General features: G+C 40.3%; 22 protein-coding genes, 1 pseudogene and 1 other annotated feature. Of the genes and pseudogenes, 4 read left to right on the top strand and 19 right to left on the bottom strand.

Annotation, left to right across the window (positions count from 1 at the left end; all coding sequences use genetic code 11):
• Window position 1: 1 nt before the first annotated feature.
• Complete coding sequence (locus tag CFS04_RS12290) at window positions 2–1201, bottom strand: MFS transporter (RefSeq protein ID WP_088810977.1); 1200 nt, start codon at window positions 1199–1201, stop codon at window positions 2–4.
• A 201-nt stretch (window positions 1202–1402) separates the two neighbouring features.
• Between CFS04_RS12290 and CFS04_RS13165 the strand changes: the two are divergent.
• Window positions 1403–1609: pseudogene (locus CFS04_RS13165) on the top strand (bacteriocin immunity protein); the annotation flags it as partial.
• 45 nt (window positions 1610–1654) lie between these two features.
• Window positions 1655–2221: a peptide-methionine (S)-S-oxide reductase MsrA gene (gene msrA / locus CFS04_RS12285; RefSeq protein WP_304441197.1), complete on the top strand. Its 567-nt coding sequence runs from the start codon at window positions 1655–1657 to the stop codon at window positions 2219–2221.
• A 40-nt stretch (window positions 2222–2261) separates the two neighbouring features.
• Here the strand turns inward: msrA and rplT are convergent, their stop codons facing one another.
• The 12 genes from rplT to groES form a co-directional block, all read right to left on the bottom strand.
• The gene (gene rplT / locus CFS04_RS12280) at window positions 2262–2621 is read right to left on the bottom strand and encodes a 50S ribosomal protein L20 (protein ID WP_007477027.1); all 360 of its coding nucleotides are present in this window, start codon (window positions 2619–2621) and stop codon (window positions 2262–2264) included.
• 37 nt (window positions 2622–2658) lie between these two features.
• Window positions 2659–2859 carry a 50S ribosomal protein L35 gene (gene rpmI, locus CFS04_RS12275; RefSeq protein ID WP_007477029.1) on the bottom strand — a complete coding sequence of 67 codons (201 nt, stop codon included), beginning with the start codon at window positions 2857–2859 and terminating at the stop codon, window positions 2659–2661.
• Between the two features lie 22 nt (window positions 2860–2881).
• Window positions 2882–3397: a translation initiation factor IF-3 gene (gene infC, locus CFS04_RS12270; protein ID WP_088810987.1), complete on the bottom strand. Its 516-nt coding sequence runs from the start codon at window positions 3395–3397 to the stop codon at window positions 2882–2884.
• A gap of 68 nt (window positions 3398–3465) precedes the next feature.
• Window positions 3466–3607 (bottom strand) — a sequence feature (ribosomal protein L20 leader region).
• A gap of 92 nt (window positions 3608–3699) precedes the next feature.
• Window positions 3700–5250: a hydantoinase/oxoprolinase N-terminal domain-containing protein gene (locus CFS04_RS12260; protein WP_088810975.1), complete on the bottom strand. Its 1551-nt coding sequence runs from the start codon at window positions 5248–5250 to the stop codon at window positions 3700–3702.
• Window positions 5243–6346, bottom strand: coding sequence for a DUF917 domain-containing protein (locus CFS04_RS12255; protein ID WP_088810974.1), 1104 nt, complete (start codon window positions 6344–6346; stop codon window positions 5243–5245). Before CFS04_RS12255 ends, CFS04_RS12260 begins: the two co-directional genes overlap by 8 nt.
• Before the next feature lie 17 nt (window positions 6347–6363).
• Window positions 6364–7644, bottom strand: coding sequence for a cytosine permease (locus tag CFS04_RS12250; RefSeq protein WP_088810973.1), 1281 nt, complete (start codon window positions 7642–7644; stop codon window positions 6364–6366).
• Window positions 7645–7775: 131 nt separating this feature from the next.
• The gene (locus CFS04_RS12245; protein ID WP_088810972.1) at window positions 7776–9344 is read right to left on the bottom strand and encodes a PucR family transcriptional regulator; all 1569 of its coding nucleotides are present in this window, start codon (window positions 9342–9344) and stop codon (window positions 7776–7778) included.
• Between the two features lie 72 nt (window positions 9345–9416).
• Window positions 9417–9815 carry a VOC family protein gene (locus tag CFS04_RS12240; RefSeq protein WP_088810971.1) on the bottom strand — a complete coding sequence of 133 codons (399 nt, stop codon included), beginning with the start codon at window positions 9813–9815 and terminating at the stop codon, window positions 9417–9419.
• Between the two features lie 56 nt (window positions 9816–9871).
• The gene (locus CFS04_RS12235) at window positions 9872–10408 is read right to left on the bottom strand and encodes a PRD domain-containing protein (protein WP_088810970.1); all 537 of its coding nucleotides are present in this window, start codon (window positions 10406–10408) and stop codon (window positions 9872–9874) included.
• A gap of 296 nt (window positions 10409–10704) precedes the next feature.
• Window positions 10705–10944, bottom strand: coding sequence for a hypothetical protein (locus CFS04_RS12230; RefSeq protein ID WP_088810969.1), 240 nt, complete (start codon window positions 10942–10944; stop codon window positions 10705–10707).
• A 206-nt stretch (window positions 10945–11150) separates the two neighbouring features.
• Window positions 11151–12779 (bottom strand): chaperonin GroEL, encoded by a 1629-nt coding sequence (gene groL / locus CFS04_RS12225; RefSeq protein WP_088810968.1) that lies wholly within the window; start codon window positions 12777–12779, stop codon window positions 11151–11153.
• A gap of 30 nt (window positions 12780–12809) precedes the next feature.
• Window positions 12810–13094: a co-chaperone GroES gene (groES, locus tag CFS04_RS12220; RefSeq protein ID WP_007475470.1), complete on the bottom strand. Its 285-nt coding sequence runs from the start codon at window positions 13092–13094 to the stop codon at window positions 12810–12812.
• A gap of 206 nt (window positions 13095–13300) precedes the next feature.
• Between groES and CFS04_RS12215 the strand changes: the two genes are divergently transcribed.
• Complete coding sequence (locus tag CFS04_RS12215) at window positions 13301–13984, top strand: CPBP family intramembrane glutamic endopeptidase (RefSeq protein WP_088810967.1); 684 nt, start codon at window positions 13301–13303, stop codon at window positions 13982–13984.
• A 9-nt stretch (window positions 13985–13993) separates the two neighbouring features.
• On the top strand, window positions 13994–14200 hold the full coding sequence (locus CFS04_RS12210; protein ID WP_088810966.1) for a YdiK family protein: 207 nt from the start codon (window positions 13994–13996) through the stop codon (window positions 14198–14200).
• A 31-nt stretch (window positions 14201–14231) separates the two neighbouring features.
• Here the strand turns inward: CFS04_RS12210 and glmS are convergent, their stop codons facing one another.
• From glmS to cdaA, 6 genes are all read right to left on the bottom strand, one after another.
• Window positions 14232–16040 (bottom strand): glutamine--fructose-6-phosphate transaminase (isomerizing), encoded by a 1809-nt coding sequence (glmS, locus tag CFS04_RS12205; protein WP_088810965.1) that lies wholly within the window; start codon window positions 16038–16040, stop codon window positions 14232–14234.
• 438 nt (window positions 16041–16478) lie between these two features.
• A complete protein-coding gene (locus CFS04_RS12200; RefSeq protein WP_088810986.1) occupies window positions 16479–17090 on the bottom strand; it encodes a DUF5105 domain-containing protein in 612 nt (203 codons plus the stop codon).
• Window positions 17091–17267: 177 nt separating this feature from the next.
• Window positions 17268–18098, bottom strand: a complete 831-nt coding sequence (locus CFS04_RS12195; RefSeq protein ID WP_159457907.1) for a hypothetical protein — start codon at window positions 18096–18098, stop codon at window positions 17268–17270.
• A 64-nt stretch (window positions 18099–18162) separates the two neighbouring features.
• On the bottom strand, window positions 18163–19512 hold the full coding sequence (gene glmM / locus CFS04_RS12190) for a phosphoglucosamine mutase (protein ID WP_088810963.1): 1350 nt from the start codon (window positions 19510–19512) through the stop codon (window positions 18163–18165).
• 175 nt (window positions 19513–19687) lie between these two features.
• Window positions 19688–21028, bottom strand: a complete 1341-nt coding sequence (locus CFS04_RS12185) for a YbbR-like domain-containing protein (protein ID WP_088810962.1) — start codon at window positions 21026–21028, stop codon at window positions 19688–19690.
• Window positions 21025–21846, bottom strand: coding sequence for a diadenylate cyclase CdaA (gene cdaA / locus CFS04_RS12180; protein WP_088810961.1), 822 nt, complete (start codon window positions 21844–21846; stop codon window positions 21025–21027). Before cdaA ends, CFS04_RS12185 begins: the two co-directional genes overlap by 4 nt.
• Window positions 21847–21948 lie beyond the last annotated feature (102 nt).

The raw sequence follows: 21948 nt of genomic DNA, 5'->3' as shown, positions 1-21948 counted from the left end.
CTTATTCAGCGTTTCTAGTTCTTTTTGCTGCTAGTATGATAATACCAGATAGTAAAAAGGTAAGAGCCATGAATAAGAAGGCTGTTTGATAGGAATTTGTTGCAGCTACTAAGTCGCCAATAACCATCGGGGCAAAGAAGCCACCTAGAACGCCACCAGAGTTGATAGCTGCATATTTAGTTGCGATATGACTTTGTTTAAATAGTTTGTGTGGCAATCCCATTAAAGTTGTGAAAGCCATGATAAGAAAAATGTTGGCTAAACATAAACAAATAATGGAAAGGGTTAATTGATTTGACAAGTAAACGCCATAAACATTTAACGCACCTAAAATACTGAAAACGAAAATTATCATCCGTTCTTTTCCAATAAAAAAGCGACTGATTAAATATCCACCTAAAATTCCGGCGATAAGAATGCAAAGGCCAGCTAAGGAACTAATATAGCTCACTTGGCTAAGTGAAAGCCCTCTTGCCTCGTTTAAATAAGAAGCGAGCCAGCTGGTTAAACCGTAATTAGCGGCGTTAATGAAAAAGGCTGACAATAACAAAATCCAAAGTTGCTTATCACGCAATAGTTCTGAAAAAGGAACTTTATTTTTTTCTTTGTAAGAAAGGCGTTCTTCCTTGGTCGATTTTGGAATGACTAGGAAGATGCAAAGGCCGATGAAAACGACAATTGCGCCCATAATATAATACGTATGCCGCCAGCCAATCGAAACGAGTAGCGGTGCAATTAGCAACGGCCCAATGAATGCCGCAAAACCAGAAGAGGCGAGCATCGCTGACTGCGCAAATCCCCTTTTATTCAAAGGAAAATGAAGCGATATATAATTGCTGACCGAAGGCGGATAGCCGGAGTGTCCGAGGGAGCCTGCTAAAAAGCGGACGACGACTAAAAATAAGAGTGAGTAGCCAAAACCAAAAATGGCTAAAAACAAACCGATGATAATGATGGATAGCGCTAGCACAGGGCGCGCGCCAATACGGTTATTTAAATAGCCCATTGGAATTTGGAAAAGTGTATAACCTAAAAAGAAAGCGCTTAAAATTAATCCTTTTTGACTGGGATCGAAGCCTAAATCTTGCGCAACAGGCACAAGGGAGATTCCAATTGTGTACTTATCGACGTACACGCTCGTATAGCCTATGAATAGAACGAGTAAAACAAGTAACGAATTTCTATCCTTCACTTTGTTCATTTGAATTAGCCCCTTTACTTCGAGTATTCCTCAAAACAAGCTGAACATTTCGTTTTAAAGCACCTTTATTATATAATAAAAAACACACTTCGCCTGTGACAAAGATATGTATTTTTTATCCAAAATACTGCTAAAAATGTACAGAATACACATTTCAATAGCAGCACTCAAAATAAAAATAGCTATGTGAGGGATGTTTCAATGAAATATACGCCGTCAGAAATTATAAATGACTTATATAATTTAATTTTGAATCCTGGAACACGTGAATTTGAACGCTCCCTTTTAACTAAAACGAAAAATTCGTTGGAAGACGGAGCCAATTTTCACAATCAGCTTTTAAAACTTGAAGCGAGCTTACGTCCCCTTGCTTTACGAAATAATTTAACGCCTGATGTGACGGATTTTTATTTAAAAATAACGGGCAATGCTAATAAACCTTTTGATTTTTCTATTCATGACTACGAAAAAAAGCCCCATCAAGCACGCGCCATCTTTGCGGGAGGCTGTTTCTGGTGCATGGTGGAACCGTTTGAAACGAAACCGGGTATTATTTCTGTTTTGTCAGGATATACGGGCGGACATGTTCCTCACCCGACTTATGAGCAAGTCAGTGGCGGGTATACGGGACATACGGAAGCTGTTGAAATTATTTTTGATACTGAAATTGTTAGTTATTTGGAACTTGTAACGCTTTATTTCCAATTGACAGATCCAACTGATGAGCTTGGTCAAATGGCAGACCGTGGCAGCAACTATCGACCTGCTATTTTTGTAATAAATGCCGAGCAACGCGAAATTGCGGAACATTATAAACAGCATTTAATTGACTCTAACCTATATAAACGGCCAATTGTCACTGCTATTGAGCCTGCAAGTACATTTTGGCCAGCAGAAAATTTCCATCAACAATTTTACCGAAAAAATCCGAAAAGGTATCGGAAAATCAAACGGGCTCGCAAGCAGTTTTTGTTACTTCAGCATCTGCAAATGAAGCTGCGTCATTTTCGTCAAAAATAAAAAAAGCGGCCTGACAAAGTGTCAAGTCGCTTTTATTCATTTATTTCGCTAATTCTTTTTTCGCTGCATCAGCTAATGAAGTGAAAGCTTGTGCATCGTTTACAGCTAAATCAGCAAGCATTTTACGGTTAATGTCAATACCAGCTAATTTTAAGCCGTGCATTAATTTGCTGTAAGATAAGTCGTTTAGACGTGCTGCTGCATTAATACGAGCAATCCATAATTTACGGAAATCACGTTTCTTTTGACGACGATCTCTGTAAGCATATTGGTAAGATTTCATTACCGCTTGGTTAGCTACTTTAAATAGTGTATGTTTAGAGCCATAATATCCTTTGGCTAATTTAATGACCTTTTTACGACGTTTGCGAGTTACTGTTCCGCCTTTTACGCGTGGCATATTGTCTACCTCCTAGAATTTAGAAAATTATTTTTTATTATTTCATTTTAGCGACCATTTGACGAATACGTTTAAAATCGCCAGCTGATACCATTGCCGCTTTACGCAGTTTACGTTTTTGTTTTTGAGATTTGTTAGCAAACATATGGCTAGTAAAACCATGTCTGCGTTTTAATTTTCCAGATCCTGTTCTTTTGAAACGTTTAGCGGAACCGCGGTGAGTCTTCATTTTTGGCATGAAATTTTCCTCCTCAAAACTTTTACTTTTCTTGAAGTGGTGCTAGGACTAAGAACATTGAACGTCCGTCCATTTTCGCTTTTTGCTCGACTGTGCTTACATCTTTACACTCGTCTGCAAAACGGTCAAGCACCTTTTGACCGATTTCTTTGTGGGTGATTGCACGACCCTTAAAGCGGATAGAGCATTTTACTTTATCGCCTTTTTCAAGGAATTTACGCGCATTACGTAGCTTCGTATTGAAATCATGCTCATCAATTGTTGGGCTGAGTCGCACTTCTTTTAACACGATGACTTTTTGGTTTTTGCGGGCTTCTTTTTCTTTCTTTTGTTGTTCAAAACGGAATTTACCGTAGTCCATGATACGAGCTACTGGCGGTTTCGCGTTTGGCGCAACAAGCACAAGATCAAGATTAGCCGCCTCAGCAATACCAAGTGCGTCAAATTTACTTTTTACACCCAATTGTTCACCGTGTTGATCGATCAATCTCACTTCACGTGCACGAATCCCATCATTTACCAACATGTCTTTGCTAATGGCGAGCCACCTCCGTAGTTTATTGGTACAACAAGTCAGAAAAGAGCAAATCATGCGTCTACCAGCGGCAGACATACAAAAAGCGAGTCTGCAAACTTTGCAAACCCGCCGATTCAAAGTCACACCAAGACTGGCGCAACGAAAAATTGAACTTTTTGCCTGAAAACACTCGTTAACGAGGCGAGAAGCGGGTTGCTTCTTCTTTCTTGTTTAATAACCTTAGTAACTATAGCATAGATGGAAAGGGATTGTCAACCATTCATTTTGCCTAGTCTTGCTCGTTTTATACAAAGAAACATTTTTTAGACTAAGTTTCCAACCACTTTTATTCGCAATCGGTTTGCGTTATCTGGGTGATAGGCGAGCGGAATTTCATCGATTTCCACCACTTCAATGGTATTTTCAATGGCTCCTGCTAAAGTTGCCTGCGCACGCGCTTTATTTTCGGCATCTTGGAGTGCTTCTTCGCGTGGTTGCTTGGCATAAATATAAATTTGCTCATATTGGCCGCTAATTTGTGAGATGGAGGCACCAATTGCGTTTGCAACAGCGCCGTTTGGATTGCGGATAATTTTTGAAACGCCATTTAGTTCTTCAGGGATAATAACGCTGCCACCGCCGACAAGAATAAGTGTCACATCGCCTGAATTCGTCTTCATTTTATCAATTGCGTCTTCGGTCATTTCTGCCATCTGCGCATAGGCTTTTTCCGCAAAATCTTGACTGATATGCGCAACTAGTTCTGCATCTCCAATCGCGACTTTTCCTAGTCGCACGGCAATATCCGTTGCTGTTAAATCGCTACCGCCAAAAACAAGAGCCTTTTCTGTAATTTGATAACCTACGCTATCTGGTCCGACCGTCACTTCGCCGTTTACTTCACGAACGAGACTGCCACCACCGAGACCGATGGAAATAATATCTGGCATTCTGAAATTAGTACGCACGCCTCCAACGTCAACAGCTAGCGAAGACTCACGCGGGAATCCGCCTGAAAGCACGCCAATATCCGAAGTCGTCCCGCCGACATCAAGCACCATCGCATTTTCAAGGCCAGCAAGATACGCCGCCCCGCGAATACTGTTCGTTGGACCACAAGCAATCGTCAAAATCGGAAACTGGCGCGCATAATCAAGCGACATGAGCGTCCCGTCATTTTGACAAAGATAAATGGCCGCATCTTCCACCCCTTCTTGTTGAAGCGCTTTTTCAAACCCATTTGAAGTTAAAGCCATCACTTTCATGAGAGCTGCATTTAAAATCGTTGCATTTTCCCGTTCGATTAAGCCGACCGAGCCGATGGAGGAAGACAGCGAAACAGGGATGGCACTACCTAATACTTCTTTTGCAAGTTCAGCAACCTTTTCTTCCTGCTCATTTTTAAGTGACGAGAAAACGCCAACAACGGCGATAGATTCCACTTCATTTTGCCACTTTTTAAAGACATCACGAATCTCAGCTTCTGAAAATGCGGAAAGTTCGCTCCCATCATATTCGTAACCACCTTTGGCGAGTGCATATGTGCCTGAAAGGGTTTCAATCATATCTTCTGGCCATGCCGTGTAGGGGAGGACAGAAGCTGTCGCTGGGTAGCCTAGGCGCAAGACACCGACTTTGGCTAGCTTTTTGCGCTCTACGATGGCATTTGTACATTGGGTTGTGCCAAGCATGGCGTGCGTCACTAATTTGCGGTCGATACCTGTTTCCGCTAAAACTTGTTTTAAGGCGCGCGCAATGCCCGTTTCAATATCTTCACTTGTTGGGATTTTGACACTGTGAATTAAATTTAAGTTTCCATCTAAAATGACGGCATCGGTATTTGTTCCGCCAACATCAATTCCTATTTTATACATGATTAAGTTTCCCTACCTTTCCAACAAGTTCTTCAACAGGTGTATACGGATAGTCGTAGCCGAAATAACGCGGGCCAACAGTTTCGATGCCTTTAGCTGTACGCCATTCCAAGTCGCAAGGAAGGGCTAGTACGCGCACTCTTTTTCCGTATTTTAATCCTTCGGTTGTAACTGGGTTTAGTGTTTCTAAATCGACAAGGCAAATTAAATCAGGCGTTAATGCAATGGGCTTGCCGTCCATTTCGGCGACTAAATTTTCATTTTGGAAAAAGATTTTCACTTGATGGTCTGCATATGCATGTAAGCCCTCAATGGTCACACAGCCGCGATTAAATCCACCCGTTGTGCCACGTTCAACGTCAACAATTTTGCCGTCAAATAAGTGAAAGCCCCCTGTCGCTTCTAAAAGCTCGTTTAGTTTCACTTGCTCATCTTGTTGGTTGGAACGAATGATTCGACCAATTTTTTCAGAGAGCGTCACAATATTTTTCACACTAGCTGTTTTAAGCTGGTTTCCTGTACACGGATAAATGCTAACCAATGAGCTGGCACCCATTTCAACTGTCGAAACACGCGCTAAACGTTCTGTCCATTTATTATCAATCGTTTCCATAATGCCAATATTTCCTTTTTCATCTGTGATAGCCATTGGTGTCGAAGGAATGTCGTGCAAATGGAACGTCACCATTTGGAGTTCAGGAAACGCGCGGCCCATTCCGTCACAATCGATTAGCGGCAAACCTAATTGAGCAGCTACCACAATTGGAATCATTGAATTGACCCCGCCCGCTTCCATCGGGAATGTTCCTTTTACTTCTCGCCCTAAATAGCGGCCTAACTTTTGGAAAACGCGCGTAAACTCGTCGCCTTTTGGAAATTTTTCAATCAAGACAGAAGGCGCACCCATCATTGCTGCTGGGATAAAAAAGTCTTCGTCTGCTACTTCTTCTGTTGATAAAAGCTCGACTGGGCCATATTTTTTGATTGCCGAAAGGGCCATCATTTTTCCGATGTAGGGGTCTCCGCCCCCGCCTGTTCCTAAAAATGCAGCACCCACTGCAATATCTTCAATTGCTTGTTCGTCTAAATAACGCATCATCATTCCTCCAACGCTTAATAATTTTTCTTAACGCTTCCTTGGGCTGTATTTCCAACTAGCTTTTGTCCAATAAGATAAAGGGCTAGCGAAATAACAATCCCAATTAGCGGTTGGTTCGGTAACTGTGGCAACGTTTCAGGGAAAAAGGAGAAAATAACTGGGAGTGCTGCAAATACAGCACCAACAGACCAAGCTAGAACGCCTAGCCAGTTTACACCTTCTACAAGTTGCCATTTGTTTGGATCTCCTTTTTGAACAATCCAGTAAGAGGCAATCATGACTCCTGCGACTGGCGGCACCATAGCGGAGAGGACTGACATAATGGGGATAAAATAGTTTAAAATGCCGAAAACAGCTAAGAGTGTGCCTATTCCGCCAGCTATTGCAACTGCTACTTTTTCGCGCTTTTTAGAAATATTAAAGACATTGACAATCGCTATTCCGCCAGAAAAAGCATTGACGGCATTAGTTGTCCAAGCAGCTAGAATTAGGGCTACAACGCCTAAAACGGGCATACCTAGTTCATTAAAAACAGATGTAATATCGGCTGTTCCTGAAGTTAAAGTAAGAATTGCGCCTACGCCTATCATCAAAATGCCAGATGGTAGGATTCCGCTAATAGCGGCTTTCATAATGTTTGCTCGTCCTTTTGTATATTGCGCATAGTCCCCAGCGATAACTGCACCAAGCGCAAATGACCCGACTGTTACAGATAAGCCAGATAAAAACGGTAATGTCGTCTTCGGCGTATAGTTTGTAATTTGAGCTAAGCCCCCGCTTTGTAGCGAAGTGATAAGGGCGTATAGACAAACGATTAATAGAATCGGTACCGCAACATAATTTAAAATATTCAAAATTCGTATTCCGTATAAGGCAGATAATAGCATGATAATCCCCCAGATGAGCGATGCCAGCCAAACAGGAAAATCAATACCGTACACGGCTAAGAAACCTGAAAACGCAACGCCACAAACATTGGCTTGAATACCAAACCAACCGAGGCAAGCAATAGCTAAAATGATAGAAATGATTTTTTTAGAACCTTGCTCACCAAAAACTTGCGCTGCCGCTTTCACAGTCGGAAGTTTTAAATCACTCCCTTGGATTCCTTGAAAAATCATAAATAAGACGATGATTCCATAACCGACACAAGCGGTTAGAATCGCCTCCCAGAAAGGCATACCTCCAATTAACGTTCCACCTACCAAGAGGGCAGGTACACAGATCATTGCGCCAGTCCATACAAAAGCTAGACTTCCCCACGACTGGGCTTGTTCTAAATTCTTGTTTGTCATGATTTTGTACCTCCAATTTTTTTAATATTTTTATTATATAGAAACGTTATACTGTTGTAATTGTTAAAAACACAAAATAAAATAAGCTTTCATTGTTCAATTGGACAACGAAAGCTTATTTTATTTAAAATTTACGTTTGGTTCATTTCCTGAAGTAAGCGCCAAATAGCAACAGATGTGTATAGATTATAGCTTTCCGGAAGTTTAGTGACCGGATATTGCAAAATTTCATGTAACCGTGCTAAGCGGTACTTAATTGTGTTTTTGTGAAGGAATAAAACGTCTGCTGCTTTTCCCATATTGTTTTCTGTATCAAGTAGAAAAACCGCCAATGTCTGTAATAATTCTTCACCTTGACTTTGCATTTGGAAGAGAGGCTGTACCAATTTAAGCTGCTCAGAAATGGCTCTTTCACCTCTGTTGACAATTTCATAGCATTCTGCAGCAAACATCACTTCTTGAATAGAAAAAATGGTTTTAAGTGGATAAATGATTTTCGCGGCCTCAAAATAGCTTGAAACTGTCGCATAACTTTGCTGCACATCAGTCGTGTTTTCCTGCCCACCGCATATAATAATTTGGACCTCAAGCTCTTTTAGCAAATGCTTCGCCAGTTCATCATACTCCCCTTGCGTTAAACTATTATCCATTAACGCCACAATGAAATCATCATGAAAATCAACGAGCGAAACTTGGAAATGGGCCGAAAAGTAAGACTGAATTTTTTGTAGTGCTTGTTCATTTGCTTGCGCATTTTGTGCTTCGATAAGCCACATGGTTTGAATGCTCGCCACATCAATTCCTAGGATTTTCGCTAGGCGACGCATTTTGACACTCTCATTATTTAAGATCGCTTTCACAAGTTCAGACGTGCTAATCTCGCTATATTTTTCACCCCAAAGGTTCATAAAGACTTGAACCACTTCCGTCATTTGTGCGGCGAGCTCCTCCGTCAAAGCTTCGTTTTCTTTAATCAAAAAAAGCTGTAGCATCTTAATACCATCTTGCATAAGTGGTCGTTTCGTGATGAACAGCTGGTCATGTTGCTCGATTTTTTCTGTAATAGGAAGGTGGATTACTTTGTCTAAAGCAATCGTATTGATGCGCGGCCAGGTTACGGCATGTACAATTTCGCCTGAATTATCGGTTAACACAATCGAAGAACGGGTGCGGTCTGTTAAAATTTTAAGCATTGTATCAATATTTCGCTGATTATTTGGTAAGTTTGAAATTTGTTCGAGAAGTTCACTTGCAAAATGGGTGACGCGCATTTCTTGTTTTACGATTGCTTCTACAACTTCATAAATCACTTCGCTATATCTGAGCGTCATTTCATTTTCAGGCATAACAATAAGCGTGAAATCCAGTTTGTTGGCTAATCGGATTAATTTCTCATCTACTTTTGGCATAAAAATACCGACATAGTAAAGAATTAATGCCACTTCGCCTGCATGATGTAGCCTTTCTATCATATTGCACTGAGCATCCACATTATCTTTTATATTGATAAAGGCGGAAATCACAATTTCACTGCCATAAAATTCATCATTATCGAATAACGCGTCTTCCAAAATTTCAACATCGGTATGTTCTAAAACGGATATGGAAGAAACTAATTTTTTTAGCCCGGTCTTTCCGGCGACCACTTTTGCTTCTCGTAAAGATGGTAATTTAAGTAATTCTTCTAACTTAACGCTCATTTTTATGCCTCCTTCCTTTGTTAAATGAACACGAAATAAACTCTCTTTTGCTTTGCAAAAGAGAGTTTGCTATTAAACATGTGTATAATTTAATTCCCACATGTAACCGAACTTGTCTTCCACTTTGGCATGTGTCGCTCCCCAAAACATGTTCGCGACTTCCATTTCGACGCGTCCGCCAATTTGAAGTATTTCCATATAGCGGAGAAGTTCTTCGTTTGAATCACATTCTAGCCCAATGATTAGCGTGTTCCCGTGAGTCATTTCGCCGAGTTGTAAATCGTTGAAAAAAAGGACTAAATTTTCAGCAATGTGCAGTTCGGCGTGGATGAGTTTATTTGGGAATTTTTCAAACCCGGGGACATCTTTTCCGTAGGAGGCGTGCAGAATTTCGCCCCCAAATACGGTTTGGTAGAAAGAAACCGCTTCTGCGCAGTTGTCCATCGTAAAATAAGGAATAATTTGTTTCATGCTAGCACCTCGCTTGCTCCATTTTTCTTTATCATACTGCAAAACGGCGTTCTAAGCTACCTTTTTGTAAATTCGGCCATTTCACGAATCACATCTTCTGCTTGTGGGAATAAACCTAGTTTGTCCATGAAACCCGCTTCGTCTTCTGGCAAGTCAACATCCGCATGCTCATTGATTCGCGCCAAACATGTTTTTGCAATAGCAAATTCTTCCGGATAAAACTTTTTTATTTCCCAAAGCAACCGATTTTCAAAAAAGATGCCTTGTTTAAAACGTGATACAGCGTAATGGATATGATCGGTTAACGTGACATAAATAATCTTATTTAATGATTTTACGAGTTCTTTTTCCGTATAGCAAATAATATCATCTGCCAACGAGAAGTAATCAAATGGTATTTCTTCCAGAAGCTGAATAAGTTGTTTGTTCGAAGGGTCATTGTCTGTTGTAAATATTTTCTCAATCTTTTCTGTCGGGATTGTATCGCCAATTTTACGATTAAACCCCACGCCAAGTCCTGTGACGATAACTTCCTCTTTCACTTGATTGACTGAAAAAACAACATTGTTATTTAAAATTTTTGTAATGAGCATCTGAAAAATCTCCTTTTGCACGAAATAAAACCCGTATTAGTTGACACACTGCGTTCCTAAACAAACAGTATGTACTAACACGGGTTTTGCCTGCTTTACCAGTCACAATCCATTAATTTCCTATAGTGTATCATAATTAGTAAGCGATTACAACCTGAGTTTTTTTGACCATTTCTTTACTAGAAATCAACCTATCGTTCATAATGGCTTTACAAAATTGCGCTAAAATAAGGTTACAAGCTTTGAACTTGTAACCTTTAAACTCCCTAACTTTAGCTGGCATCTGCCGGCTTTTTTTAATCCATACGACTTCTTTTCGTTAAAATAAGCTCTTTATCTGCCGTAACGCGAACAAAGTTATTCCAATCGGTTCGAATGAGTGAAATTTCTTTTTCTGTACAACTAAATTTTAGGAGTACATCATCGTCTTCATCTACAACCAAATAAACATCTTCTACGCTTTGATAAATCTTCAAATTGTTTTCTAATTGTATTTTCCATCCAAAAATTAATAAATCCGTCTTCATAATCGTCATTTCCGTTCACTCCTTTTGTTTTAACTTTTACTTAGAGTGAACTTGCTAGCTTTTATTTCATGTAAATCTTTTTTGCATGATTTCGCTCTCCTTTTATGGCTTTGATTTCATTTTAACTTGGAAAGGTGCGGGAATCAAGATTTTAATCAAAAAAAGAGACCTCCGAGGAGATCTCTTAGTAGGCAGCTTGTAAATAGCTGGGCTAGTTACATCATACCGCCCATTCCACCCATGCCGCCCATATCAGGTACTGCAGGAGCGTTTTCTTCTGGTTGATCAGCGACTACTGCTTCAGTTGTAAGAAGTAGAGCTGCAACAGAAGAGGCATTTTGAAGCGCAGAACGCGTTACTTTTGTTGGATCCACGATACCAGCTTCAATCATGTTGACCCATTCGCCGTTAGCTGCGTTGAAACCAACGCCAACTTTTTCGCCTTTCAAGCGTTCAACAATAACAGAACCTTCTAAGCCGGCATTGTGCGCGATTTGACGAACTGGTTCTTCAAGCGAGCGAAGTACAATTTTCACACCAGTTGCTTCATCGCCAGTTGCTTCGATAGCAGCTACTTTATTGTAGACATTTACAAGGGCCGTACCACCACCGGATACGATACCTTCTTCAACAGCTGCACGCGTGGAGTTTAACGCATCTTCAATACGAAGTTTGCGCTCTTTTAATTCCGTTTCAGTAGCGGCACCAACTTTGATGACAGCTACACCGCCAGCTAATTTTGCTAGGCGTTCTTGAAGTTTTTCTTTATCGAATTCAGAAGTTGTTTCCTCCATTTGCGCACGAATTTGGTTCACACGTGCCGCAATTTGGTCGGAATCGCCAGCTCCTTCAACGATTGTCGTATCATCTTTTGTTACAACTACTTTTTGAGCAGTTCCAAGTTGTTCCATCGTTGTTGATTTAAGTTCAAGACCTAAATCTTCTGTAATCACTTGTGCACCAGTTAAAATACTGATGTCTTCAAGCATTGCTTTACGACGATCACCAAAACCAGGCGCTTTAACTGCTACCACGTTAAAGGTTCCGCGTAATTTGTTTAAAACAAGAGTCGCTTGTGCTTCGCCGTCAACATCTTCTGCAATAATGAGAAGCGGACGCCCTTGTTGTACTACTTGCTCCAAGACAGGTAAAATTTCTTGAATATTAGAGATTTTTTTATCTGTGATTAAAATATAAGGTTTTTCGAGTGCTGCTTCCATTTTATCAGAATCAGTCACCATGTACGGACTTGTATAGCCGCGGTCAAATTGCATCCCCTCTACAACATCAAGTTCAGTTGCAAAGCCTTTTGATTCTTCAATCGTAATAACTCCGTCATTACCAACTCGTTCCATCGCTTCGGCAATTAATTTCCCAACTTCCTCATCACCAGAAGAAATAGCAGCAACTTGCGCAATGGAATCTTTTCCTTCAATTGGTTTTGAAATCGATTGAAGCTCTTCAATTGCTGTTGCAACAGCTTTTTCAATTCCGCGGCGAATGCCTACAGGATTGGCGCCAGCAGTTACATTTTTAAGACCTTCTTGAATCATTGCTTGAGCTAGAACTGTTGCCGTTGTTGTTCCGTCACCAGCTACGTCATTTGTTTTAGATGCCACTTCAGAAACAAGTTTAGCTCCCATGTTTTCAAAAGCATCTTCTAATTCGATTTCTTTAGCAATCGTAACACCATCATTTGTGATTAAAGGTGAACCAAATTTTTTCTCAAGAACGACGTTACGTCCTTTTGGGCCAAGCGTTACTTTTACTGCGTTCGCTAATTGGTCAACGCCGCGTAACATTGCGCGACGAGCGTCTTCACTAAATTTAATATCTTTTGCCATAAGTCAATACCTCCGTTTTAATCCAAAATTCTATTTAATTACTGCTAAAATGTCGCTTTCGCGGATAATCAATAAGTCTTTTCCTTCAAAGGTTACTTCCGTCCCAGAGTACTTGGAGAAAATAATGTGGTCGCCTGTTTCAACTTCTAGCGCTTCTTTTGCACCGTTATCAAGAATTCGACCAGAGCCTACTGCGACAACTTTACCTTCTTGTGGCTTTTCTTTCGCTGAATCAGGTAAAACTATCCCGCTCGCTGTTTTTTCTTCAGCCTCTACAACTTCAATAATAACGCGATCTCCTAATGGTTTTAACAATTCCATAACCTCCTTGAATCTTTTTAGCACTCGATACACTTGAGTGCTAACACAATTCTTATATTAGTCAAAATAGGTTAAAATTGCAAGTATAAAGGGCTCGTTTTTATTAAAATTTCTTTCTTATTTGCAACTGCCACCTATTTCTTAGTACAATAGAACAGAATTGAAATGAAACATTAGGTTTCTTGGAAGGAAGCGGTTTTTTGGCAAAACGATATATCACTATTATTATAAGTTATTTTATTCTACTATTTTCTGGAATTTTAGGTGTGCCTCTTGTTGCGGCCATTTTAAACTCATTTAGCTCAGCTTCAAAAACTGAAATTGCAAATCTATCCGTCGTAATTTGGAGTATTCTTGCAAATATCGCTTCATTATGTATTATTTGGTTGCTTCTTCGGAACCAGCCTGAATTTAATAAAATTGCTACCGGACAAAAAGCGGGACTTCCAAGTAGCATTCTTTGGGCCGTAGGTGGCTTCTTCATTTTACTTGTTGCTCAATACGTGGCGGTTTTTGTCATTACCATTTTTGCCGGCCTACCTAGTGGGTCAGAAAATACGGCAGACCTTTTAGGCTATTCCAAAACAGCGCCTATCTTCCTCATTTTTATCAGCATCCTCGGTCCGATTTTAGAGGAGTTAGTATTTCGAAAAGTGTTGTACGGAGGACTGGCAAACATTATAAATATTCATGTTGCGGCGGTTATTAGTTCGTTTGTTTTTGCCCTTCTACATGGTGACATACAATATTTACTTTCTTACTTCTTGATTGGCCTTATTCTTTGTTATCTGTATACGAAAACAAAGCGCATTATTGTTCCGATGTTTGCACATATCTTAATGAATTCTTTCGTTATAATCTTAAGTCTTTTCTTTTGGGGGTAAAAAAGGGATATGAATCGACGTTTTTTATTACAAGGATTACTTTACATTATTTTAGGTATCGTATTCGTTTATTTCGCTATACAACAAGTAAATACAAGTGGTTGGGGCTTTTTTGCCTACGTGATTGCCGGCATGGCTGCTGTTGATTTTGTGACCGGCGCCCGTTTTATTATTCAAGGATTTAAAAAAGACGTTCCACCATCAGATGAAAATTAAAAAGGCTTCCAATTTTTGGAAGCCTTTTGCTTTATTCTACTGTAACACTTTTCGCTAAATTACGTGGTTTGTCCACATCGCATCCGCGGTGGAGTGCCGCATAATAAGCGAGCAATTGGCACGGAATAACACTAGCAAGTGAAGTTAATAACGGATGGACTTGTGGAATTACAAGACGGTCTCCAGGCTGTTCTAGGCCTTCCATCGCAAATACGCAAGCATTTGCTCCGCGTGCTAAAACCTCATTGACATTTCCGCGGATATTCCAATTAATATTTTCCTGCGTGATAATCGCTAAAACAGGCGTTTCGTCCTCAATAAGTGCGATTGTTCCGTGTTTTAGCTCGCCGCTCGCAAACCCTTCTGCTTGAATATACGAAATTTCTTTCAGCTTTAAGGCCGCTTCCATCGCGACAAAATAGTCAACACTTCTTCCTAGGAAAAAAGCATTCCGTGTAGTTGCGAGAAACTCACCTGCAATATGTTCAACTAATTCCTTTGAAGTGACCATCGTTTCCATGGCTGTCGCTACGATACCAAGCTCGGCAGCAAGATTCAACTCTTTTGCGTCTTGAATCCCTTTCGCCCGACCAAGTGTAACCGCCAGCACACTTAAAACCGCGATTTGTGCGGTATACGCCTTTGTAGAAGCTACGGCAATTTCGGGACCGGCGAACAAATACATGGCATGGTCCGCTTCACGGTCGAGTGTCGATCCTGCCACATTCGTAAGCGTTAGCGTTGGATAGCCCATACTCTTCACCTTCACGAGAACTTGACGGCTGTCCGCCGTTTCCCCGCTTTGCGTAATAAATAGAAATAGCGGGCGCTCGGAAAGGAGTGGCATGTTATAACCAAATTCACTGGAAACATGGACTTCTACTGGAATGTGCGCCAACTTTTCAATTAGATTTTTTCCAACTAGGCCAGCATGATAGCTTGTGCCGCACGCAATGATGTGCACGCGGTCGGATGCTAAAATCGCGTCTAGGATAGCTTCATCCACGGTAAGATCGCCAGCTTCATTTTGATACGACTGAATGATGCGGCGTGTGACAGCCGGTTGCTCATCGATTTCTTTTAACATATAGTGTGGGTAAGTGCCCTTTTCAATGTCTGTCGCGTCGATTGTTGCGGTGTAAGGCGCACGCTCAATTTCTTCCCCTTCAAGATTTAAGATTTGAATGCTAGAGCGTTTTAAAATCACCATTTCTCCGTCCATAATCTCAATGAACTCGTCGGTTTCTTTTAAAGCTGCCATCGCATCGCTTGCAATAATATTAAAGCCATTTCCTTTGCCGATTAGAAGCGGACTTTTACTTTTAGCTGCATAAAGCGTTTGGCTTTCTTTGTTGTCAATTAAGCTAATTGCATAGGAGCCTTGTAGGAGCGCAAGCGTTTGCTGAAGCGCTTCTTGCGTCGCTAAGCCTTCATTTGCGAATTTCTCAATTAATTGAACGATAACTTCTGTGTCGGTGTCACTTTTGAAAGTCGCCTCTTTTAAATAGTTTTCTTTTAAAAGGGAATAGTTTTCAATGACGCCATTATGCACCATCGTAAAACGCCCAGACGGGCTTTGATGCGGATGCGCATTCTCATGACTCGGTTTCCCGTGCGTTGCCCAGCGCGTATGCCCGATTCCGATTTCTCCGTATGCCTCGTTTGCTACTGCTTTAGCTAGGTCAGCAATTCTACCTTTTTCCTTCACAACATACACATTATTTTTGTCTAAAAGCGCAATTCCAGCTGAATCGTAGCCACGATATTCTAGTTTTTCTAGTCCGTTTAGTAACACATCTTTCGCATTTTTTTCTCCAATAAATCCAACAATTCCACACATACTTTTATCCTCCAATAGTTAAAAGGGCAGACGAATCCAATTTTTGCCCTCCCCGAAAATTTTTCGTTTCCTTGGAGAAAAACACATGCTCTTTAGCGCTCTGTTCATCTGGTCGCCCAAATGGTTTGTAGCTAAAGCGTAACGACTGCATGTACAGCCGGGAGACTCCCGCCGAAATTTCGATTAATCTCCTCCTCGTCAACTAATTTCATAGCAAGCTAGAGTTTCACTAGCGGCTAGTTCCGTCCAATTAGTTCTGGCGCTTTTATTTAGTTTTAAACGATCCTCCTTTCCTTTTTTCAAGGAAACAAAATCATTCTACACTAAATTGTATAGTTGGTCAAGCATTTTGTTAAGCCAATTAAGAGGAATTGGTATATACATATTCCCAGAAATCAAAAAAATGGAAATCATAATTGATTTCCATTTTTCTTAGTTTTACATACCACCCATGTAGAAAGCTTTCATTAAACTTTGGACAAAGGCAATTTGATTACTTATTTTCCATTCGCTTTCATCTTTCGAATTAACTTCAAGTTTAAGTTTGACATCTACTGGTGTTGATACGACATCTGCTTTTTTGATTTGCTCTGTATAAACTTCAAGCATTTTCTTAACAAGTTTATCTTTATCAGTAGCTAGTGATGGATCCGCTATAACTTCTTTTTGTAATTCCGTTGTTAACCCTTGTTGAACGGCCTTCATATCAAGACCTTTGACGGAAAAAGTAATTTCAGGATTTTCTTTATCGTCGTTGGTTACTTTTGTCGTATATGTTGCTTTTTCTTTCACACGGTTGCGTAGCGCACTATATAAGTCATCCACTTCTTTGTCGATATCTAGAGCGCTACCTGTCATTCGTGCTAAAGTGGATGTAAAGCTTTCTTTAAAACCTTCTTCAAACTCTTTTTCAGTGTCTGTTCCGTCTTCCCCATAAACGTCTTTTACTTTGTCTGTGTCTTTTCCGTACACAAGCGCGTTAACAGTAATTTCTGCTGCTTCCTTAGGCTCTACACGGTCATTTCCACATGCTGTTAAAAAGATGGACATTACGAAAATTAAAATTAAGCTAACAATACCCTTTTTCTTCAAAACAATTCCTCCCTAAATTCAATAATATACTTTCTAGTTCAGTATAGCATTTTCAAGCAAAGTCACAATAGATTTGTGGCAAAATTCACTTATTAGACACAGAATAAGTAGTTTTACTTCAAAAAAACAGAATTTTTAACGTTTTCTTCCAATCAAAATCAATATTCCTGAAAGAAAACTGGAAACACCCACAACAAATTGGATGCCGAATAAGCGATTTTCATTTTTGGCAAGGTCATACCCGTTTTTTATCGCAAAAGTCATCCATTGTTCGAACCAAGTATAGTTGACCAAATATAAAAAACCGATTCCGAGCACGATTCCAGCCATGAAGTAAGAGCCTCGTTTTAAGCTCGATGTTGCCGCTATCAGTAAGAGAAGTGCGCTTACACAAGCAAACAGTGCATCAAAGTCATTTGTAAAAATGTATGTATCACTCGCTTTAGGGTTTTGAAAATGTTGAATAATAATGACCGCGAGCCAAATCGCGAGCCCTGCACTTGCTACTAAAAAGACAATACTTGTAATCAGCCATTTTCGTTTCCAATTTTCATTTTGGTTGAGTTGTGTACTAAGTTGCCCTTTTTTGTTAAAAATAAAGATAAAAAATAGTACGAGACTAATGACAGCCAAGATGGAATTGGTGTAATTAAATGGCCCTTGAATATCTTCTGTTTTATCAAGTAGAGGTTGAATTTGGTAAAAATAAACTGAGAATGCTTGGAACGCTGTGTAGGCTAGTAGAACAACAGCTACTGCTAAACGGAAAATATCATTTTGAATCATGACGGCTCCGCTCACAATTAGGAGTAGCGCAAATAGGCCGATAATCCAGTAATTCCACACAAAGTTATAATCTCCAGCGTCGCTCATGAAATAGCCGTACACGGCACTAGAAAAGCTATATAGTTGGGCGAAACCGATCATGATTGTGAAACTTGCAGCCACTTGGCGTAATTTTTGCAACAAAAAAATCCTTTCTTTCATAAAAATCCCGTCATCGCAATCGATAACGGGATTTTTAGGTTACTTAGTTTAAGCCCATTTCTGTGCGAACAACACTTGCAATTTGCTCGCAATAAGCTTCAGTTTTTTCGGTTGTTTCGGCTTCGACCATTACGCGAACAAGTGGTTCTGTTCCTGAAGGACGAACTAAAACGCGTCCGTTATCTCCCATATCGTTTTCAACGAGACGAATTGCTTCGCTTACTTTAGGATTTTCTTCTACCGCATTTTTATCTGTCACACGAATGTTCACTAATTTTTGCGGGAAAGTTTGCATCTCACTAGCAAGTTCCGATAATTTCTTACCTGTTGCTTTCATCACGTTGATAAGTTGAATGCCTGATAATAAACCATCCCCCGTTGTATTATGGTCAAGGAAAATGATATGACCGGATTGTTCCCCGCCAAGATTATAATCACCAGCGCGCATGGCTTCGACGACGTAACGGTCACCAACAGCCGTTTGCACATCCGCGATATTCAATTCCTTTAATCCTTTATAGAAACCTAGGTTACTCATAACTGTTGAGACAACTGTATTTTGATTGAGCGAGCCATGTTCATTTAAATATTTAGCACAAATAAACATGATTTTGTCGCCATCGACAATTTCGCCGTTCTCATCAATTGCAATGACGCGGTCACCATCACCGTCGAATGCTAAGCCAACATTTGCTTCTTTTTCTTTTACAAATGCAGCTAAACTTTCTGGATGTGTTGAGCCGACGCCGTCATTAATGTTTAAACCGTTTGGCGAGGCACCCATTGAAACCGTTTCTGCTTCTAAATCTGCGAACAAATGGTTCGCTAAACTAGATGTGGCTCCGTTTGCACAGTCCAGGGCTACAAGGACACCTGAAAAGTCTTGGTCAACCGTTTGCTTCAAGAATTGTAAATACTTTTGCTTTCCTTCCAAATAATCGCTCACTGTTCCTAATCCGTCAGAACTCGGGCGCGGAAGCTCATCTTTTTCTTGATCAAGTAGTTCTTCGATTTCAAGTTCTTGGTCATCGGACAGCTTGAAGCCATCTGAGCCGAAGAATTTAATGCCGTTATCTTCAACTGGGTTATGTGATGCGGAAATCATGACACTGGCTGAAGCACCTTGTGCACGTGTTAAGTAAGCAACTCCTGGTGTTGAAATAACACCTAAACGCATGACTTCAATTCCTACAGAAACAAGTCCTGCAATAAGTGCAGATTCTAACATTTCCCCAGAAATACGTGTGTCTCTTCCTACCAATACTCTTGGGTGTTCTCCCACATGTTTGGTTAGAACGTAGCCCCCCATGCGTCCTAAGCGGAAAGCAAGTTCTGGTGATAATTCCTGATTAGCTACGCCGCGAACTCCGTCCGTTCCAAAATATTTTCCCATTATAATTCTCTCCTTCTGTATCAAAACATTGGATTACATTTCTAGCAGCAGATTGATTTCTGCTCCATTCGTCAATTATTTCATTTCTATGCAAAAGACAATGCAAGTTCTATTATACCTTTTTTTGTTAAAAATTTCATCTTCTCAAGAAAAACATAGCTTTAGATGCCATTTGTCAGCTTACAGCAGCCGTTTCTTTTAGCTTAATTAAAAAGTCAGCAGTGCTTACCGAAAGTTTATAACTCACTTTATTAGGCAGATTATTCACTTGAATTCTAGTGCTATATTCGCCTTCTTTTGCGTTAGATAAATCTGCTACTGCGGTAATACTTGATGCACTAATTTGATTGATGGTACTTCTCGGACCGCTTAAAGTTACGTTAACTTTTCCATTAGTTGGCGTAATCATTTGTGCCGTGTACGTGGACGGTAAGCCTCTTGTAAAGACGTCTAAACTCTGGAAAGTCTTTGAAACCGTTTGATCCCCGTCTGTTCCGTCATCTGAGTTTGGATTGTCATCATTTGAATCTGGCTCATTTTGATTAGCGTTTGAATCATCATTCGACTTTTTTACCGTCTTAATTCGCACCTCGACAGTCTGCGGTTGAACAGATTTCGCACCATTTGGAACAGGAATTGTCACTTCTTGTACCGTATCCGCCGTAATGTTACTTACATTTACATTCACACTAATTTCATCAATTTTAGCGAGCACATCTGCATCACCTTCGACCACGACTTCCTTCGTTTCAGGCGTTATGCTCGAAATCGTAATGTCCTCACTAGGCGTCCCGGTTTGATTAATTTTTAGCGGCACCGATTTACCAACTTTTTCTACCGGAACTGAAACATCTACTTTTTCAGGACTAATTTCAACATCTAGTTTGTTTAAATTATTGTCAAAAGCAGAAACCGTAGCTTTCGCTGTAAAATCTTCCTTATGCGCTGAACTTGTCTCAACGTTTGCTTTCACGTAAGCAATTTGTTCAATCGTATCTTTTGCCCCTGTAATGGACACTTTGCCTGGATCTACTTTTGGTGTACCTGCCTCATAGCCGTCTGCAATGACCGAGTTACCAATCTCTGCCTCAACAGAAAATTTCTTCGTTACTTTTTCTTGGACATTGACTTTCGCAGATTCAGGACTAATTGTCACTTTTAAGCGTTCCGAAATATCTTTCACTTGGAATTCCACCGTTTGTTCACCAATTTTGGCATTTCTTAGATCGGCGTATACTTTAAAATCTTGTTGTGCGCGCGCATTTTGCACGATACTTCTAGGTCCAGAAAGCGTTACTGTTACCGTGTCTGGCACGCCAGAAACATACAGGTTTTCTTTGTCGTAATAAACCTCAACTGGAACATTTTGAATTGTTTCCGTATCCATCTGAGAAGCCGTTTGAAAAGAGCCATCGCCCGCATTATTTTCGGACGTAACCGACGTAAATAAAATGGCGGCTAAAACGAGTGAAAGAATACGAATTGACCATTTATTATTTAAAATGCGATCCATCATTTTTTATGCCCCCCTTTCAAACGTGAAAAGAAGGATTTTTTCGCTTCCACTTGCGTCACTAATTCTTTTTCCAAAATTTCTTGTAACCGTTCCTCTGACACTTCACGGAACAATTCGCCATTTTTCGTTACAGAAATGCCACCCGTTTCCTCCGACACGACAATCGTTAAACTGTCCGTCACCTCACTAATTCCAAGTGCTGCCCGGTGTCTTGTTCCAAGCTCTTTGGATAAAAAGGGGCTATCAGATAGCGGCAAGTAACTTGCCGCAGAAGCAATTTCATTTCCACGAATGATGACTGCACCGTCATGAAGCGGCGTATTCGGAATAAAAATATTGATTAAAAGTTGGGAAGAAATATTCGCATGAAGCGGTATCCCTGTTTCAATATAATCTTCCATGCCCGTATCTTTCGCAATGGAAATGAGCGCGCCGATTCGGCGCCTTGCCATGTATTTCGTTGATTTCATAATGGAGTCAACCAAATTGTGTTGCTCTTTCTCGATTCTCGAACCGAGTCGGATAAAAATATTCCCCCGCCCGAGTGATTCAAGCGCGCGACGTAATTCCGGTTGAAAAATAATGATAATCGCAAGAAAACCCCATGTTAACGCTTGATCGGTAATCCATTCAACCGTTTGCAAATGCAGGAAGCTACTTGCCACTTTCACAACGATGATAATAAAAATACCTTTTAGAAGCTGTACCGCTTTTGTTCCGCGGACAAGCATAATTAATTTATAAATGACAAACCAAACAACAAGTATATCTACAATGTTAGCTAAATATTGTAAAAGTGGAATGTTCGCAAAGCTCATCTTTTCGCCTCCATTACTACAGCAACTTAGTATCTGTGCTAGTTTTTATCAACAGTTCGAACACTGTTCTTTCATAAGTTTCATTATAGCATAAGTATACAG

The organism is Listeria sp. ILCC796, from assembly GCF_900186175.1.
In the GTDB taxonomy this organism is placed as follows: Bacteria; Bacillota; Bacilli; order Lactobacillales; family Listeriaceae; genus Listeria; species Listeria goaensis.
Note: the sequence above shows the minus strand (reverse complement) of the source record. Positions and strands in the feature narration are given on the sequence as shown.

Bases quoted from the DNA above. Each gene is read 5' to 3' on its own strand.
- CFS04_RS12290 (WP_088810977.1), bottom strand. From the start codon at position 1,201: ATGAACAAAGTGAAGGATAGAAATTCGTTACTTGTTTTACTCGTTCTA.
- rplT (WP_007477027.1), bottom strand. From the start codon at position 2,621: ATGCCACGCGTAAAAGGCGGAACAGTAACTCGCAAACGTCGTAAAAAG.
- rpmI (WP_007477029.1), bottom strand. From the start codon at position 2,859: ATGCCAAAAATGAAGACTCACCGCGGTTCCGCTAAACGTTTCAAAAGA.
- CFS04_RS12260 (WP_088810975.1), bottom strand. From the start codon at position 5,250: ATGTATAAAATAGGAATTGATGTTGGCGGAACAAATACCGATGCCGTC.
- CFS04_RS12255 (WP_088810974.1), bottom strand. From the start codon at position 6,346: ATGCGTTATTTAGACGAACAAGCAATTGAAGATATTGCAGTGGGTGCT.
- CFS04_RS12250 (WP_088810973.1), bottom strand. From the start codon at position 7,644: ATGACAAACAAGAATTTAGAACAAGCCCAGTCGTGGGGAAGTCTAGCT.
- CFS04_RS12245 (WP_088810972.1), bottom strand. From the start codon at position 9,344: ATGAGCGTTAAGTTAGAAGAATTACTTAAATTACCATCTTTACGAGAA.
- CFS04_RS12240 (WP_088810971.1), bottom strand. From the start codon at position 9,815: ATGAAACAAATTATTCCTTATTTTACGATGGACAACTGCGCAGAAGCG.
- CFS04_RS12235 (WP_088810970.1), bottom strand. From the start codon at position 10,408: ATGCTCATTACAAAAATTTTAAATAACAATGTTGTTTTTTCAGTCAAT.
- CFS04_RS12230 (WP_088810969.1), bottom strand. From the start codon at position 10,944: ATGACGATTATGAAGACGGATTTATTAATTTTTGGATGGAAAATACAA.
- groL (WP_088810968.1), bottom strand. From the start codon at position 12,779: ATGGCAAAAGATATTAAATTTAGTGAAGACGCTCGTCGCGCAATGTTA.
- CFS04_RS12210 (WP_088810966.1), top strand. From the start codon at position 13,994: ATGAATCGACGTTTTTTATTACAAGGATTACTTTACATTATTTTAGGT.
- glmS (WP_088810965.1), bottom strand. From the start codon at position 16,040: ATGTGTGGAATTGTTGGATTTATTGGAGAAAAAAATGCGAAAGATGTG.
- CFS04_RS12200 (WP_088810986.1), bottom strand. From the start codon at position 17,090: ATGTCCATCTTTTTAACAGCATGTGGAAATGACCGTGTAGAGCCTAAG.
- glmM (WP_088810963.1), bottom strand. From the start codon at position 19,512: ATGGGAAAATATTTTGGAACGGACGGAGTTCGCGGCGTAGCTAATCAG.
- CFS04_RS12185 (WP_088810962.1), bottom strand. From the start codon at position 21,028: ATGATGGATCGCATTTTAAATAATAAATGGTCAATTCGTATTCTTTCA.
- cdaA (WP_088810961.1), bottom strand. From the start codon at position 21,846: ATGAGCTTTGCGAACATTCCACTTTTACAATATTTAGCTAACATTGTA.